The following is a 16232-nucleotide window of genomic DNA, read 5'->3' as shown; positions in this document are numbered from 1 at the left end:
CTCAACCCTCCCCTGATTCATTCTTCTTTGATGTTGTTTTTTTCTCTGATTGATCAATTGGTTTCGTTATTGTTGTTCCTTCTATTACACCATTCATATCTCGTTGTAGAGCTACCCAACTTTTGTTTGTATGACCAGCCAACCACCATTCACCATCTACTTTTTGCAACCAGATACGTCTATGCATCCAATAAGCGCCCTGAACGAGGCCAATCATAAAAATAGTTGCACCAACAATTAAAAATGGAATGGTATAATCTTTTCTTACTGTTAGGATACTTACATTTTTCATCACAACATCTACAAATGTCATTTTGTATTCATTTTCGCCAAGAGGCTCACGATTATCCTGAATACCTACAAAGCTAACTTCGCCCTCAGGTGTTTCAGGTGTAAACATCTTAAAGAAAAAATAAGGATTATCGGGAATACGAGATCTAGTTGACGGTTGATTTTGGTCATTCATATAATAATCAGGAAAATACCCCATGACCTCAACTTTATATCCATCCTCTAGCTCATATTCAGTTTGTGGATCAAACAGATCAACATCCATTCGACCATAGGATTCTCCTGTTTCTTTATTTTCTAATGTAAAGGATAATTGATTAAGTTCGTTTAATTTATACTGGGTTTGATATAAAGAGATCCCCTCATACCTTAAGGGTTCATTCACACGGATTTCTTGTCTAGCCACCTCATTCTTTTCACCTTGGACACCAATCACATCGGCATCTTCTTCAAAAAGAATCACATCTGTTTGAAACGTTTTGACAACCGGATCTACATTTCGATCAAGTGCATCCTGAAACGTTTCATCTGACTCATCATAATACTCAACAAAAAATCGTTCGTTTTCTACATAGAGCGTAGAGTCGGTGCTAGGGACTGTCGCTTGCTCCCCTTCTCGAACCCACATCGTTTCATCTACATACATACCAGGAAAATAGCGCAACATACAGCCAATCAAAAAGATGATAATCCCAATGTGATTGACATATGGACCCCACCTGGCAAAGCGATTTTTTTCGGCAAGAATATTGCCCTGATCTTCTCTTACTTTATATCGTTTTTTTCTAAGATTCTCTTTAAATAGATGAACCAGCTGCTCATTCTCACTAGACTGAGTCTGAGTCTTAGAAAACAAGCGTTGCTTGCTTAAGAAGATCTTGTGGCGAGTGACTCGTTGCTTAGATAAAGATTTATATAGAGGCACCACTCGGTCAAGACTAGCAATGATTAAGGAAATTCCTAGTGATGCGAGCAGCAGCATATACCACCATGAACTATATAAATTATGAAAACCTAAGTCGTAATATAGTTGACCTAAAAACCCATACTCTTCTCTGTAAAAGAATGAAGCATTTTGATCTCCAGGTATAAATACCTCTTGTGGAAAAACACTTCCTAAGGCTGACGCAAAAAGGAGAATAACTAAGATCCAAATACCTACTTTTACTGACGAAAAGAACACCCATACTTTGTCAACAATTGTACTTGTATATGTTTTAGATCGTCGTGCAGCTCCTTCGTACCTCATATTAAGCAATGTCGATTCTGCCTCTTGCTTCTCAAGAGGCTTACCACATCGTTGGCATATAAGTGTGCCTTCGGAATTTGGTTGTCCACATTCGCAATGCACTTTTCCCATCTATAACACCCCGCTTACTCTTCTGGCACAATTGATTCTAGAAACTCATCAATCATAGCTTCAGTCATTTCTCCTTGATGAACGTTAGTAATCACACCGCTTTCATTTATGAGGATTGTGGTTGGAAGAGGACGAACGCCATACGCTTCAGTTACCTCCATACCCCTATCTAATAAAATCGGAAAACTGAGATCATAACGATTCACAAAGGTATTGACTGCAAGTGGCGCTTCATTTACATTGACTGCTAGAATTTCTACGCCTTTATCTTTGTATTCTTCATAGAGCGATTCCATATAAGGCATCTCTCGTTCGCATGGAGCACAATAGGTTCCCCAGAAATTCAGCATTACTCCTTGTCCCTCATAATCTGATAGCTGATGTTGATTATCTGCTAGATCTTCCAAGGAGAAGTCAATGGTTGCGTTACCAGCTTGAGCAACACTATGATCCTTAATATAATTTAAATAAAAGGTAGTGCCTACAGCTACAATAATTGCTACAAGAATAAGCGTTCTCATAATTAAACGTTTTCTCTTCAAGGTACGCCCTCCTCTAAATACAAACTCTACGTTGTTCATCCTATGTATACGCTTTTTATTAGATAAAACAGGCTGAGTATCAGCCTGTTTCTAGTATAACGTCACGAAAGCGATTCTACTTTTTGTTTTATGACGGTTTCGTGACAGCCAATTCACGTAAATGTTTGACTTCAATTGGTTTAAGTGGTCGAACGTCACCTGGGTTCATGCCTTTTAGTGTAAGAAAACTATATTCTTCACGTTTAAGCTTTCTCACTTGATGCCCTACTGCTTCAAACATGCGACGTACTTGTCGATTTCGGCCTTCATGGATACTTAATCGCACTATCGCCGTATTCTTTTTCTTATCGACCGTCATCAGCTTCACTTGAGCAGGAGCTGTTTTTCCATCTTCAAGCATTACGCCACGTTCTAGTTGTTTTAACGCCTCTTTGCTAGGAATGCCTTCTATTTTTGCAACATACACCTTGTTAATTGTATGTCTAGGATGCATTAATAAGTTTGCAAAATCGCCGTCATTCGTCAGCAAAATTAAACCAGACGTCTCATAATCAAGACGCCCCACCGGGAAGACTCGTTGCTCAACATGTAAAAAATCTGTTACAACTGTTCGATCACGGTCATCACTAACACTTGAAATCACGCCACTTGGCTTGTACAACAAGAAATAAACCGGCTCTTCTTTATCAATTGGTACTCCATCTACTTCAATTTTATCTCGATTTGCTTGTACTTTGACACCCAGTTCAGTCACGGGTTTTCCGTTCACTGTCACCCGTCCTTGCAGGATTAATTCTTCTGCTTTACGTCTTGATGCAATGCCTGCATGGGCAATCACTTTCTGTAACCGTTCCATTTATCCTTCACCTCACCTACCATCATACCTCTGTGAACATCAATAAACAAGATTTGACGAAAAAAAAGAGCCTCAAATTGAGGCCTTAATTTCACGAAAAATTCACTCAGGGAAAGAGCATTGACACGTTTAGCTTTCCTATATTTCGCTACTGAGATGGGGGCACGCTTTCCGTGGGCGGGCATTGAACTAAACTGGCTACGCCAGTGTATTTCAATTCAGCCCGTAATTCCCACTGGAGTCGGCCTCCCATCTCATCCGCTTGAAGAGAACGTTGACAATCTCATTAAAATCTTATTAACCCATCACATGATGAAAGTCAAAGTGCCACATTAGAAGTATACTTTCAGACACCTTGTTTCATAGATCCTTTAGACCCCATGAAATAAAATCGTAATGATGACGATGGATGCGATAATACCTACCGCATCGGCAAGTAGTCCAACTTTTAACGCATCCCCCATCTTTTTCACTCCAACGGCGCCGAAGTAGACGGTCAAAATATAAAAGGTCGTGTCTGTACTGCCTTGCATGGTTGCAGCTAACCGTCCAATAAAGGAATCAGGTCCATGCGTGGCTGTTAAATCACTCATTAAAGCTAATGCCCCTGTGCCCGAGATAGGTCGAAGGATAGCAAGCGGAACGACTTCAGCTGGAACTCCTATGGCATAAAATACTGGAGACAACGTACTCATCATAAAATCGAGTGCGCCGGAAGCACGGAATACTGAGATTGCCACCATCATCCCAACCAAATAAGGGATGATTGAAACAGCCATGCCGAATCCCTCTTTTGCTCCCTCCACAAACGTTTCATAGGTGGGTACTTTTTTTATTGTCCCGAACACTAAGATGCCCCCAATTAAAAAGGGAATAAACCAAATCGACAGCTCAGTTAACCAACTCATACTCTTTTCTGCCTTCTGACTTGTCTGGCATAAAAAAGTCGATCAATGATAATGGCCCCTATGCAGGCACAAGCAGATGCCATAATCGTTGGTCCCACGATATCGGTTGGGGTTACAGAACCATAGCTCATTCGTATCGAGATGACTGTCGTTGGAATAAATGTAATACAAGCTGTATTTAGAGCGAGAAGTGTAACCATCGAACGACTCGCTGAATCACGGTTCCCATTAAGCTGCTTTAATTGCTCCATTGCCTTAATCCCCATTGGTGTGGCTGCATTGCCCAGGCCAAACATATTGGCTGTGACATTACTAAGAATATAGCCCATGGCCGGATGATCGGGTGGGACCTCTGGGAAAATCCTTGTCGCAATCGGACGTAGCCATTTTGCAAATGAGTTAAGTAATCCTGATACTTCAGCAATTTTCATTAAGCCAAGCCAAAAAGCTAGTACACTAATTAGCCCTAAACAAATAGCTACACCTTCCTTAGCTCCAGAAAAAATGGCTGCATTCACTTTGTCCATCGTTCCATTCCAAGCAGCAAATAAGATGCCAATCAAAAACATCGAGACCCAAATTTTGTTAATCATGCGGAGACACCCCCACTACAACGGAGATCACCCCAAACAGTCTCTGCCAAAATGAACGTTTCTCCTCTTCTGTAGGAGGATCATAATAAAGGGGAATACTTGCGATAATATCCTTATCCATTTTTATTGTTAGCTTACCTACTGGATCTTGAGCTCTTTCATTTTCTATTGGTGGGGTGAGTAACGTAACTTCTTGTGTAAGCTTATTCCACTCTGTTTTTTGTATTGGATAGAAATAGGATTGTTTGGAGTAAACTCTGCCTTTGTAGTATTCATCTTTCACTTGACCTACAAATCCTTCTTGCACAACCTCTTCCAGCTTCACTTGGTCAAAAGCCCAATTAAATAAGCTCATATGGTCATTCCAGTCACTCGACGCATCGAGTGTCACAACAATCAGATCTAGTTCGTCCTTCGTAGCTGTTGAGACAAGTGTCCGATGGGCTAATTTTGTATATCCTGTTTTTCCTCCAGTTGAATATTTATAAAGTTGAGTAAGCAGTTTATTTTTATTGTGGAAGACGCGAATTTGTCCTTCTTTTGTACGATAATCGCTTGTACCAGAGATCGTCTTGAATGTATCATTCATCATCGCATATTGCGTCAATAAGGCCATATCATACGCACTGGAACGATGGTTTTCATGATCATCTAAACCATGTGGATTCTCGAATAGGGTGTGATCCATTCCAATCTCTTCTGCTTTTTGATTCATCAGCAATACAAATCCATCAAGACTTCCTCCAACATGCTCAGCAATAGCTACTGCAGCATCGTTGCCACTTCGCATCATCAGTCCGTATACAAGATCTTCTAACCGGACTTTTTCTCCAGCTTGTAAATAGAGTGAGGAGCCTTCGGTGCCAAAGGCTTGGTCAGAAACTGTTACGGTTTCATTTAGCTTACCTGATTCTATCGCTAAAATAGCCGTCATGATTTTAGTAATACTAGCAATTCGCATCGGTTCATGTTCATTTTTTCCATATAATATTCTTCCGGTAGACTGCTCCATCAGAACTGCTGCTTGAGCCGAAACACCAATCGTAGGCTCAGCAAATGCAACGGGAGCCTGCCATAATCCACTAACAAGTCCTACACAGACCAGCAGTTTTATTAGATTCCTGATCATTTGTACCCTCGCCTCGCTCCTGTATGCAGGGTCGTCCCCTGACTTCTTACCAACATATCTATGCCGGACAACCTCTTTTATGACCGAAATTCGGCGTACGGGTCGTTTAAAGACAGAGATTCATGTTTAGACTAGCAAGTAAAAACATGAAGGAGCCTAGCTCATGATGGAGGAACTAAAAGATTTTGCCTTAATTCTTGGAAGGATTATTACCATTTTTCCACTTCTACTCACTATGACCATGTTCATGGGAAAACGATCGATTGGGGAATTACCTATTTTTGATTTTCTCATTATCATTTCACTTGCTTCAGTTGTTGGTGCAGATATTGCTGATCCCAATGTCAAACATCTCCCTACAGGATTTGCCATCATATGTATTTGTCTATTTCAGGTTCTTGTCTCTAAACTAGCTATTAGCAAAAGAAAGTTTGGGAAATGGATTACATTTGAACCAACAGTTGTGATTAGAAATGGAGAAATTTTAGTGAAGAATTTAAAAAGCATCCGTTATTCTATGGATAATATCTTAGAGATGTTACGTGAGAAAGATGTATTTGATATAAACGATGTGCAGCTCGGTATCATAGAAGCGAGTGGGGAACTAAGTGTTTTCAAAAAAGCAACAAAACAAACACCATCAATGGAAGATCTAGGACTCATCAAGAAAACGGGTGGAATATCCTACCCAGTAATTATTGAAGGAGTCATTCAAGAAGAGATCTTAAAAAGCATTCAACTGAACCGAAAGACCCTTCTGGATAAACTTAACCAGAAGGGTATACAGTCTTATTCTTCGATTTTTTTGTGCATGATAAACTCAGCTGGTGAATTGCACCTTGCCTATAACACAGATGACAACCGATACGAAGCCATCCAGCATTAACCTTTTGGTTTAAATACTAGCGAAGCTAAAAATCCAAAAATGATGGCAGCTGATATACCGGCACTAGTCACCTCAAAGATTCCAGTCAACACTCCAATGATTCCATTTTGCTCTACTTCGTTCATGGCTCCTTGGACTAACGAATTCCCAAAGCTTGTAATAGGAACCGTTACTCCGGCGCCAGCAAAATCAATTAAACGATCATATACGCCAAACCCGTTTAAGACGGCGCCACTTACGACCAAAGCTGACATTGTATGAGCTGGGGTTAAACCACCCACATCCATGAGCAGCTGACCAATCACACAGATTAAGCCCCCTACAAGAAACGCCCAAAGAAAAATCATACTCTCACCTCCGCCGCTTCAATCGAAACAGCATGCGCGATACACGGAATCGATTCTTTTTGCTGAAACGATAAAGGGGACAACAAAGCGCCAGTCGCAATGACGAGAATTCGGTTCAACTCACCCTGCTTCATCCGATTTAGAAGATGCCCGTATGTAACCACGGCTGAACAGCCCGGTCCACTTGCTCCAGCGAGAACTGGCTGGCCTTCACGATAAATCATGAGCCCACAATCTTTGAATTGATTTTCTTTTAATTTGATTCCTTTTTGCTCACATAATTCTTTAGCAATGGCTAATCCAATTTCACCTAAATCTCCACTGACAATAAGATCATAATCCTCAGGACTAGTTTTTGTATCTCGAAAATGAGCCTCTAACGTGTCCACTGCTGCAGGAGCCATAGCAGCCCCCATATTAAATGGATCAGAGAGCCCCATATCGATGATGCGTCCAATCGTTGCCGACGTCACTCTCGGTCCATTACCTTCATTTGAAACAACAGCTGCACCAGCTGCTGTTACAGTCCATTGAGAGGTTGGCGGTTTTTGCCCTCCGTATTCAGTTGGATACCGAAACTGCTTTTCAGTTGCTGCATTGTGACTTGATGCAACAGCAACTACATGATTAGCCCCCTTTGTATGAACCAAATACGCAGCCATGGCTAATCCTTCCATCGAAGTTGAACATGCGCCGAACAACCCTAAATAAGGAATCTTAAGACTTCTTCCGGCAAACGTTGATGGAGTGAGCTGATTAACCAAATCACCCGATAACATAAATTGTATCTGCTCTTTTTTTAACCCGCCTTTTTGAATGGCTGTTTCACACGCCTGCTCAATTAATACAGTTTGCGCTTTTTCATACGAATCCTGGCCCATCCACAAATTATCGTGAAGCAGATCAAATTCATCAGTTAAACGTCCCTTTGCTTCAAAAGGTCCTCCTATAGTCGCTGTTGAGCGTATAACTGGTTTTGTTTCAAATATCCAGCTCTGTTGACCGATCAGCATCTAGAGCCCCCCTTGAATCAGAGTTTTTATAATCGCTACAAAGAAGGCGGAAACGGTCCCAAACACAATCACAGACCCTGCCAGTTTGAACATATTTCCTCCTACCCCTAGGACATATCCTTCTGTTCTATGTTCAATGGCGGCAGAAGCAATAGAGTTAGCAAATCCCGTTACTGGCACAGCTGTACCTGCCCCTGAGAACTGAGCGAATCGATCGTATACACCAAAGCCTGTTAATAATGTAGAAATGAGAATCAACACTGCGACCGTTGGATTTCCAGCTGTTTTTTCGGTGAAGTCAAAAAAAGTATAAAAGAAAATAGTGATGGCTTGTCCAATAATGCAGATGAAACCTCCGACTAAAAAGGCACGAATACAATTCATTAATACTGGTCTTTTTTTCTCGTGTTTTTTGGCTAGCTTTTGATACTGCTGTTGTTCAGGTGACGGTTGTTTTTTTGCCATTTGTTTATCTATCCTTTCATGTCTTCTTCTAATTTCATTAATTTCTTCTTTAATTCCTCTGCCTTGATATCACCGTCGTATAACTGCTTTTCTAGTTTTTCTAGCTCCATGTATATTTTTTTATCTGTAGATACATGAACCTTTGACTCAGGAAACTCATCCTTCACTTTTTTAAAGGCCTCTTGTCTCACATGCTTTAGCTTCATTCGATCGAATTGCTTAACTTCCGGAGCGAGAAATAATAGATGAGCGAATTGAACACCTTTTACATCAATCACTTCTTCCATCTCCATAACGATTTGTTTAGCTTGATCTGCCTCTGCTTGACTTTGGACAGCTTCAACTTCTCCTACGGATAACGGTTTGACCTCTTTGGCTCCCCCACAACCCGTCAAAATAAGTACTACGCATAATGAAACGATCTGAGCAATCCTAATCATGTCTTCCACCCTTCTTTTCATCGAAGCTTGCATTGATTCTCTTAGGATGAGAAATACTTGCAGATTTTATTACAACATCTTGTACTTATTTCTTTGGATAGAGACTGATTTTTTGGCCTAGACTAAACAACAGCCAAAGACATGAAAGGAACTAATTCTAAATGAATTCAACATATGGATCCCTTGCGATTGAACTGATTGTTGGTTTTTTTGCATTATTATTACTTACTAAAATTCTCGGTAAGAATCAGTTGTCTCAGCTCTCTCCCTTTGACTTTGTCTCAGCTTTGGTTGTAGGTGAACTAGTGGGGAATGCAATCTATGATGCTGATGTGGGATTAATGAGGGTGTTAGTCGCCATCTCTATTTGGGGAACACTCATCTATCTTATCGAACTACTCACACAGAAAATCCGAAGAAGTCGTTCCTTACTTGAAGGAAGCCCTTCGATTATTATTTATAAAGGACAAGTAAATTTTGAAGAATTAAAAAAAAATAAATTAGATTTAAATCAGCTTCAACATTTGATTCGCGATAAGGGTACGTTTTCTCTAAAGGAAATTGAGCATGGCATTTTAGAGACAGATGGAAAAATAACCATTATAAAAAAACACGCATATGATACTCCTACAAATCAAGAGCTTAATGTGAAACCAAGCGCCAGACCACTGCCTTTGCTTTTGATTCTTGATGGAGAAATTTCATCGAATAATATTCAGTTAGCTAACCTAACTAACAAATGGCTTTATGATGAAATTACTAGACAAGGGATACCAGATCCTAAGAATATTTTGTACGCAGAATGGATTGATGGTGAAGCACTTCATATTCAAACTTATTCAATGAGCGTTGAATCCAAGTAGTCACATCATTTTTATAAAAGCTTATGATTTAATTTTCGCTTAGAATAAGGTAGTATAGGAAAGAGATACCTTACAAATCTCGTCAAAATTTGAAAGTAACCAGGAGGAATGTACGTATGGTTAGAAGTTTATTAAATAATGTTTATTCACTTGGTTTAGGTGCTGCCGTTACAAGCAAAGAACAGATTGAAAAAGCGGTAGACGAATTAGTCAAAAAAGGCGAGATCAGACGATCAGAATCTTCCAATCTTGTGGATGAGCTAGTTGAAAAAGGTTCCCAAACTCAAAAACAAATTGAAGGAATTGTACAAGAACGAGTAAAACAAGTTCTAGATTCCATGCATATTGCGACAAAAGAAGAGGTTGCTGCTCTAGAACGTAGAATTAGAGAATTAGAACAGGCCGACCCAAAATAACTACACGGAAACTTTATGTAGACACCAAAATGGCGGCTCTTTTATAGGAACCGCCGCTTTGCGTTTCCGTCTATATGAATAATCAGGCAGTTGGAGGAGAACGGTTCATGATTAAAAAACGAATACGCTATATCCAGCGTTATCAAGATATTCTTACTGCCCTCTTCCATTATGGATTTGGACATCTTGTCCGCGATCTTGGGTTGCTTGATTTTGTGCGCTCCCCCAAAAAGAAGAAAGATGCGAAATATTATCGATCTACAGCCGAGAGACTTAGGTTGCTCCTAGAGGAATTAGGGCCAACGTTTATTAAACTTGGTCAAGTGGCAAGTACTCGATCAGATATTTTTCCGGACTATCTAATAAATGAATTAACCAAATTACAGGATCATGTGCCTCCCTTTCCTTATAAAGACGTAAAGGCGATCATTGAAGAAGACCTGCGCGCACCTCTACATGAGATTTTTCATAGCTTTGATGAAGAGCCCATTGCGGCGGCATCAATTGGCCAAGTACATAGAGCAGAACTGCCAACCGGTGAAAAGGTTGTCGTTAAGATAAGACGTCCTCAAATTGAGAAGTTAGTTTTAACCGACTTAGCGATTCTTGAAGATTTAATTGGTCTTGCAGAGGAGCGATTAATTTGGGCAAAACGGTTTAACTTACTCGATGTCTTTCATGAATTTGCTGAAGCCTTAAAGTTGGAGATGAACTATCGAGAAGAAGCACAGAATACTGAACGTATTCTTAGGCAATCCGAGGATGATAAATATGTTGAGGTACCTGAAGTGTACAAAGATTTTTCAACCAAACGAATTCTTACCATCGCATATATAGAAGGGGTTAAGATTACCTCAATTAGGGAAGAAGATGGGTACAACCCAAGTGAGGTAGCAGAGAATTTTGCAAACGGGTTGTTTCAGCAAATTTTTGTTCATGGATTTTTTCACGGGGATCCACATCCGGGCAATATTTTTGTGAAGAAAGATGGAAAAATAGCTCTCATTGATTTCGGTATGGTCGGTAGATTGTCGACAGAGATGCGTCAAAATCTTGCTTTACTTGTTATTGGTCTAAAAAGCCGACATACGGATAAAGTATTAAAAGCATTAAAAAATACAAATATTGTGCAAGATCACGTGAACCAAGAATTACTTCGAGATGATTTAGACGCTTTACGCCTTCGGTATTATGATCTTCCTATAAGTGAGATCAGCTTAGGAGAAGCTGTTCAAGACTTATTTGCTGTGGCCAACAAGCATCAATGTAAAGTCCCTTCTGACTTAACGATTCTGGGTAAGTCTTTATTATCAGTAGAACGAATTGTATCCTCTCTTGATCCAGATCTTCGTATTATGGATTTGATTGAACCATTTGGACGGACTTTAATTAAAGAGCGCTATGACCCACGTAGATTATCGTCCTTGTTTAAAAATGAAGTGGTTGATTCGATTGAACTCCTACGGGACTTTCCTCGTGAGTTAAGAGCACTGACAAAATCGGTCCATCACGGAAAAGTAAAAGTGGAAATTTCTGTACCTGAAGTGGATCGATTAATTAACAAGATTGATAAAGTAAGCAATAAGGTCGCCTTTGCCATTGTATTAATGTCATTTAGTATCATTATGGTAGGTATTATTGTGGGTGCCTCACTTACCAGTGAACCAACGATTCTGCTCCAGCTCCCTGCGATTGAGATAGGATTTGTTATTGCCATATTAATGTTTATATGGATCATCTATTCCATTATCCGGTCAGGACGGTTTTAGCTTATACACAAAATTTGAATACGGCAGGTATGCGTAATGCTGACAATTGAACTCAATATCCTCACAATTCTTGCGGTTATATTATTTATCGTGAACCTTCTTCTAGCAGTCGTTCTCATTTTTATCGAAAGAAAGGATGCCACCTCAACGTGGGCGTGGCTTCTCGTTTTGTATTTTATTCCCTTTGTCGGATTCATTATCTATCTTTTAATTGGCCAAACGTTAACAAGAAGGAAAATGTTTGAGTGGGAAGGCATACAAAAGATTGGGATCGAAAGTTTAATTGAAGAACAAAAGGAGCAGATCATCGATCCTGACTTCTCATTTAATGAACCAATGGTAGATGAAAGCCGTGACCTTATCTACATGCTGCTGATTAATAATGATGCTGTTTTAACGAAGCAAAATAAAGTTGATATTTTTACAGATGGCAAAGAAAAATTTGATCAGCTCTTGAAAGATATTCGCGAAGCCAAATTCTTTATTCATATGCAATATTATATATTCCGCAATGATACACTTGGTAAGGAAGTCATTCAGGCTTTAACAGAAAAGGCGCAACAAGGAGTAAAGGTACGCTTTCTGTATGATGACCTCGGCTCAAGACAGTTAAAACATAAGCACCTTGCAGATTTAGAAGCAGCTGGCGGTGAAATCGGCGTCTTCTTCCCTTCAAAGTTCTCACCAATTAACCTTAGGCTCAATTATCGCAACCATCGTAAGCTCATTAATATTGATGGTCATCTAGGTTATGTTGGGGGATTTAATGTTGGAGACGAATACCTTGGTAAAAGTAAAAAGTTCGGGTATTGGAGAGATACACATCTTCGAATTATTGGCCCTGCTGTTCATTCCATTCAAACTCGATTTATTTTAGATTGGAATCAAGCCTCTAAACGGTACCATATTTCATATGAGGATCACTATTTCCCTACAATTGAGGAAACAGGCTCAACAGCGATTCAGATTGTATCCAGTGGACCTGATTCTGAGTGGGAGCAAATCAAAAGCGGTTATTTAAAAATGATTATGATGGCTCAGGAATCGATTTATATTCAGACCCCTTATTTTATTCCTGATCAAACGCTGCTCGATGCGTTAAAAGTTGCTTGTCTGAGTGGAATCAATGTTCAAATCATTATTCCAAATAAACCTGATCATATGTTTGTATACTGGGCAACTACTTCCCATGTTGGGGAACTATTAAAAGTAGGAGCAAAAGTATATACGTATGAAAATGGCTTCATTCATGCGAAAACGCTAATTGTAGACCGGAAGATCAGCTCAGTTGGTACAGCTAATATTGATATGCGTAGCTTTAAGCTCAACTTTGAAGTGAACGCCTTTATCTATGAGAAAGAAACGGCTGAAAAGCTGTTAACGAAATTTGATGAGGATTTGAAGCTATCCAAATTATTTACGTGGGAATCTTACGAGCAACGCTCAAAAACCATACGCTTCAAAGAATCCATATCCAGACTTTTATCTCCAATTCTTTAATACACAGACAAAACGCTGAAGAGATTAACCTCTTCAGCGTTTTGTAATCTTATTTTGAATAGGTCATGACAAAATGTAGCACTACCTCTTCTTCGCTCTTATTCACGTAGGCATGTTCAACGTCCCCTTCAAACTTTAACGCATCATATGTAGATAAGTCTGTTGGCTGATCTTTAATCAATACCGTTACTTCACCTTTCATAACCGTTACATATTCGACAACACCACTTTGATGTGCACCTGGTGAATAGGTACTATCTGGTTTTAGGTACGCTCTATGAATCTCTACAGGTCCGTAAACAAGGTCATCAAACATTGGTTCTAACAAACATACCTCCCCAGCACTATACACTCTGCTACCCGCATGATTTCGAGAGACTACAATCTGGTCGGATTCTTGTAGAAGCGCTGAAAGTGGGATTCGTAGTGCATTTGCGATTTTCCAAATCACAGATAATGATGGATTCGCTTCTCCCCTTTCAATATTACCTAACGTTAATTTACTGACAGAGGATTGTTCAGAAAGCTCTTGCAAACTTAATTCCTTCTCGGTCCGCACCTTTCTCAACATTCGACCTATTTGGTGCGCCAACTGTTTTTCATCTTTATGAGTAGACACGGTTTAAAACGCTCCTTTTTAACAACGAATAAATATGGTATATTATAATTTACTAATTATATATTATACTATATGAAGCGAGGTTGCTATGAGAGAACTTATTATCGGTATGATTGCTTCCGCTTTTTTTGCTGTGACATTTATATTAAATCGATCGATGGAACTGGATGGTGGCAGTTGGATGTGGTCCTCTTCTCTTAGGTTTTTCTCCATGATGCCATTTTTACTAGTGCTTGTCTTGTTCCGCCGAAACCTTAATGGGCTATGGAAAGAAATGAGCAAGCATCCTGTACAGTGGTTGCTTTGGAGCTTTGTTGGATTTGTGCTATTCTACGCGCCGATTACATTCGCCGCTTCATACGGACCAGGCTGGTTACTAGCTGGTACATGGCAGCTAACGATTATTTGCGGTACATTACTCGCTCCCTTTTTTGTAATAAAAAAAGAAGGAATGATCCAACGAGCAAGCATCCCGTTCACGACCTTAGTCGTTTCTTTTTTTATACTATTAGGGGTTATTCTCATTCAACTTCCTAATGCGAACACACTTAGTCCTATTGAAATTGTACTTGGAATCGGGCCTGTTGTCATTGCAGCTTTTGCATTCCCTCTTGGTAACCGTAAGATGATGGAACTATGTGGTGGACGAATTGATACACTGCAACGGGTACTAGGTATGACCATAGCCAGCCTCCCCTTTTGGATCATTATTGCAGGGGTTGGCTATGCAACAAGCGGGTTGCCCTCAGGCTCACAGCTTGCTCAATCGAGTATTGTCGGTTTAAGCTCTGGTGTAATCGCAACGACTTTATTATTTTATGCAACCAATCGCGTTCGCCACCATCAAGGACATCTCGCCTCAGTCGAAGCAACACAATCAATGCAGGTGATCTTTGTTATTATCGGAGAAATGTTACTTCTATCCGTCTCTCCACCACAAGGCATTGCTATGCTTGGGATTGTCATCATTATTGTAGGGATGATGCTACACAGCTATATCACATATAAGCATACCAAAGTTCTCGTTCCATTAAAGCAAAAAACGTCTTAAAACAGAGACCACTGAAAAAGTCATCTTAAAATAAGCTCTTGGTCAACGCTTCAGGAGAAACCTTCGCTACTGTTCCGATCAAACAAACAACGAATGCTCTTATTTAGGAACATTCGTTGTTTTAGTCTGCCTAGCTGTTTTAACAGACTCTTCTAAGTTTTTGATAACCCCTGAAACCTTATTATGTTTAAAAATCCTCTGGGACAGCCTCATTAGGAAGTAATATCGTTCTGTTCATTCAGAAAATGAGTGAAGACTTAATAAGGTTGCCAACGGAGTTTCTTTGCTTCTGCATAGCGTTTCGATACCTCTGACCAGTTCACAATGTTCCACCAATTATCAATATAAGCTTTTCGTTCGTTTTTGTATCCCAAATAATAGGCATGCTCCCATACATCTAGAACCAGTAACGGAACTTGATCCTGCTGTGATAGGTTTTGATGCTTTTCTGCTTGCAAAATTTCTAAGTGATGAGCACGTGGGGACCAGACGAGAAGTGCCCAGCCACCTCCTTCAACTTTTTCTGCTGCAGCCGAAAAGTGCGCCTTGAACTGTTCAAAGCTTCCAAAGTCTTTTTGAATCTGTGACGCTAGCTCTCCCATTGGCACCCCCCCTCCTTCTGGACTCATCACGTTCCAAAAAAGGGTGTGGAGATAGTGGCCAGCGCCATTAAATGCCAATTCACGCTCCCACGTTTTCACTAAATCATAATTATTTGTGGTTCGGGCTTTCTGCAATTCCTTTTCAGCTTTATTTAGATCATCCACATACTTCTTATGAAGAATATCATGATGAATTCGCATCGTCTCACGATCAATATAGGGCTCCAATGCATTTATTGGATATGGAAGTGGTGGAAGCGTATGTCCTCCAATAGGTACAGGGGCAAGAGCAACGGTTTCATTCTGATTAGCAAAGTTCTGTAACAATTGCCACTGTCGGTAGGCTTCATCAGCTGCTCCTGCAATGAAAGCTTCGTCATGCGTGTGATGGTTTAGCCCTTCATGCAAGCGAAACAACGATTGTTCAAACGCATCGGTTTGAACCTGACTCCTCTTAAGTGCTACACGCTTTTCTTGCCACATCCCTTCTAAATGCCGACTCCAATTCACCAAGGTTTGAATATATTCACTCAAAACAGCTTCCTCCCCGAATTCGTTCTATTACTCCATTCTATGTAAGGG

The 16232-nt window shown here is 40.1% G+C and carries 18 protein-coding genes; 6 read left to right on the top strand and 12 right to left on the bottom strand.

The genetic code is table 11. The annotated features are described in order from the left end of the window. Nucleotide 1: 1 nt before the first annotated feature. The 6 genes from resB to J2S05_RS03215 form a co-directional block, all read right to left on the bottom strand. Nucleotides 2–1651: a cytochrome c biogenesis protein ResB gene (gene resB, locus J2S05_RS03240; RefSeq protein ID WP_306979839.1), complete on the bottom strand. Its 1650-nt coding sequence runs from the start codon at nt 1649–1651 to the stop codon at nt 2–4. 14 nt (nt 1652–1665) lie between these two features. Continuing rightward, nucleotides 1666–2193 carry a thiol-disulfide oxidoreductase ResA gene (gene resA / locus J2S05_RS03235; RefSeq protein ID WP_306979836.1) on the bottom strand — a complete coding sequence of 176 codons (528 nt, stop codon included), beginning with the start codon at nt 2191–2193 and terminating at the stop codon, nt 1666–1668. Nucleotides 2194–2320: 127 nt separating this feature from the next. Then, nucleotides 2321–3049 carry a pseudouridine synthase gene (locus tag J2S05_RS03230; protein ID WP_306979835.1) on the bottom strand — a complete coding sequence of 243 codons (729 nt, stop codon included), beginning with the start codon at nt 3047–3049 and terminating at the stop codon, nt 2321–2323. 371 nt (nt 3050–3420) lie between these two features. Continuing rightward, a complete protein-coding gene (locus tag J2S05_RS03225) occupies nt 3421–3957 on the bottom strand; it encodes a spore maturation protein (protein ID WP_306979834.1) in 537 nt (178 codons plus the stop codon). After that, nucleotides 3954–4550, bottom strand: a complete 597-nt coding sequence (locus J2S05_RS03220) for a nucleoside recognition domain-containing protein (protein ID WP_306979833.1) — start codon at nt 4548–4550, stop codon at nt 3954–3956. The genes J2S05_RS03225 and J2S05_RS03220 overlap by 4 nt, the downstream gene beginning before the upstream one ends. Next, entirely contained in the window at nt 4543–5679 is a 1137-nt protein-coding gene (locus tag J2S05_RS03215) for a D-alanyl-D-alanine carboxypeptidase family protein (RefSeq protein WP_306979831.1), read from the bottom strand. The genes J2S05_RS03220 and J2S05_RS03215 overlap by 8 nt, the downstream gene beginning before the upstream one ends. A 163-nt stretch (nt 5680–5842) precedes the next feature. Between J2S05_RS03215 and J2S05_RS03210 the strand changes: the two genes are divergently transcribed. Then, complete coding sequence (locus tag J2S05_RS03210) at nt 5843–6565, top strand: DUF421 domain-containing protein (RefSeq protein WP_306979829.1); 723 nt, start codon at nt 5843–5845, stop codon at nt 6563–6565. On the opposite strand, the gene spoVAE is transcribed toward J2S05_RS03210, so the two are convergent. From spoVAE to J2S05_RS03190, 4 genes are read right to left on the bottom strand one after another with little or no spacing between them, the layout of a single operon-like run. Beyond that, complete coding sequence (spoVAE, locus tag J2S05_RS03205; RefSeq protein WP_306979827.1) at nt 6562–6912, bottom strand: stage V sporulation protein AE; 351 nt, start codon at nt 6910–6912, stop codon at nt 6562–6564. The genes J2S05_RS03210 and spoVAE overlap by 4 nt on opposite strands. Further along, a complete protein-coding gene (gene spoVAD / locus J2S05_RS03200; protein ID WP_306979825.1) occupies nt 6909–7925 on the bottom strand; it encodes a stage V sporulation protein AD in 1017 nt (338 codons plus the stop codon). Before spoVAD ends, spoVAE begins: the two co-directional genes overlap by 4 nt. Next, the gene (gene spoVAC, locus J2S05_RS03195) at nt 7926–8390 is read right to left on the bottom strand and encodes a stage V sporulation protein AC (protein WP_306979824.1); all 465 of its coding nucleotides are present in this window, start codon (nt 8388–8390) and stop codon (nt 7926–7928) included. A gap of 8 nt (nt 8391–8398) precedes the next feature. After that, nucleotides 8399–8830 (bottom strand): hypothetical protein, encoded by a 432-nt coding sequence (locus J2S05_RS03190; protein WP_306979822.1) that lies wholly within the window; start codon nt 8828–8830, stop codon nt 8399–8401. A 161-nt stretch (nt 8831–8991) separates the two neighbouring features. On the opposite strand from J2S05_RS03190, the gene J2S05_RS03185 reads away from it, so the two are divergent. The 4 genes from J2S05_RS03185 (at nt 8992) to cls (ending at nt 13378) form a co-directional block, all read left to right on the top strand. Next, on the top strand, nt 8992–9693 hold the full coding sequence (locus J2S05_RS03185; protein WP_306979821.1) for a DUF421 domain-containing protein: 702 nt from the start codon (nt 8992–8994) through the stop codon (nt 9691–9693). A gap of 116 nt (nt 9694–9809) precedes the next feature. Then, complete coding sequence (locus J2S05_RS03180) at nt 9810–10109, top strand: phasin family protein (RefSeq protein WP_306979820.1); 300 nt, start codon at nt 9810–9812, stop codon at nt 10107–10109. Between the two features lie 107 nt (nt 10110–10216). Beyond that, nucleotides 10217–11878 carry an ABC1 kinase family protein gene (locus tag J2S05_RS03175; protein WP_306979818.1) on the top strand — a complete coding sequence of 554 codons (1662 nt, stop codon included), beginning with the start codon at nt 10217–10219 and terminating at the stop codon, nt 11876–11878. Between the two features lie 36 nt (nt 11879–11914). Next, nucleotides 11915–13378 (top strand): cardiolipin synthase, encoded by a 1464-nt coding sequence (cls, locus tag J2S05_RS03170; protein WP_306979816.1) that lies wholly within the window; start codon nt 11915–11917, stop codon nt 13376–13378. Nucleotides 13379–13427: 49 nt separating this feature from the next. Here the strand turns inward: cls and J2S05_RS03165 are convergent, their stop codons facing one another. Beyond that, a complete protein-coding gene (locus J2S05_RS03165; RefSeq protein WP_306979814.1) occupies nt 13428–13997 on the bottom strand; it encodes a helix-turn-helix domain-containing protein in 570 nt (189 codons plus the stop codon). An 88-nt stretch (nt 13998–14085) separates the two neighbouring features. On the opposite strand from J2S05_RS03165, the gene J2S05_RS03160 reads away from it, so the two are divergent. After that, nucleotides 14086–15048, top strand: coding sequence for a DMT family transporter (locus J2S05_RS03160; protein WP_306979813.1), 963 nt, complete (start codon nt 14086–14088; stop codon nt 15046–15048). A gap of 257 nt (nt 15049–15305) precedes the next feature. Here J2S05_RS03160 and J2S05_RS03155 read toward each other — a convergent pair whose 3' ends face one another. After that, entirely contained in the window at nt 15306–16184 is an 879-nt protein-coding gene (locus J2S05_RS03155; protein WP_306979812.1) for a superoxide dismutase, read from the bottom strand. Between the last annotated feature and the right edge of the window lie 48 nt (nt 16185–16232).

This window comes from Alkalicoccobacillus murimartini, assembly GCF_030813245.1.
In the GTDB taxonomy this organism is placed as follows: Bacteria; Bacillota; Bacilli; order Bacillales; family Bacillaceae_D; genus Alkalicoccobacillus; species Alkalicoccobacillus murimartini.
Note: the sequence above shows the minus strand (reverse complement) of the source record. Positions and strands in the feature narration are given on the sequence as shown.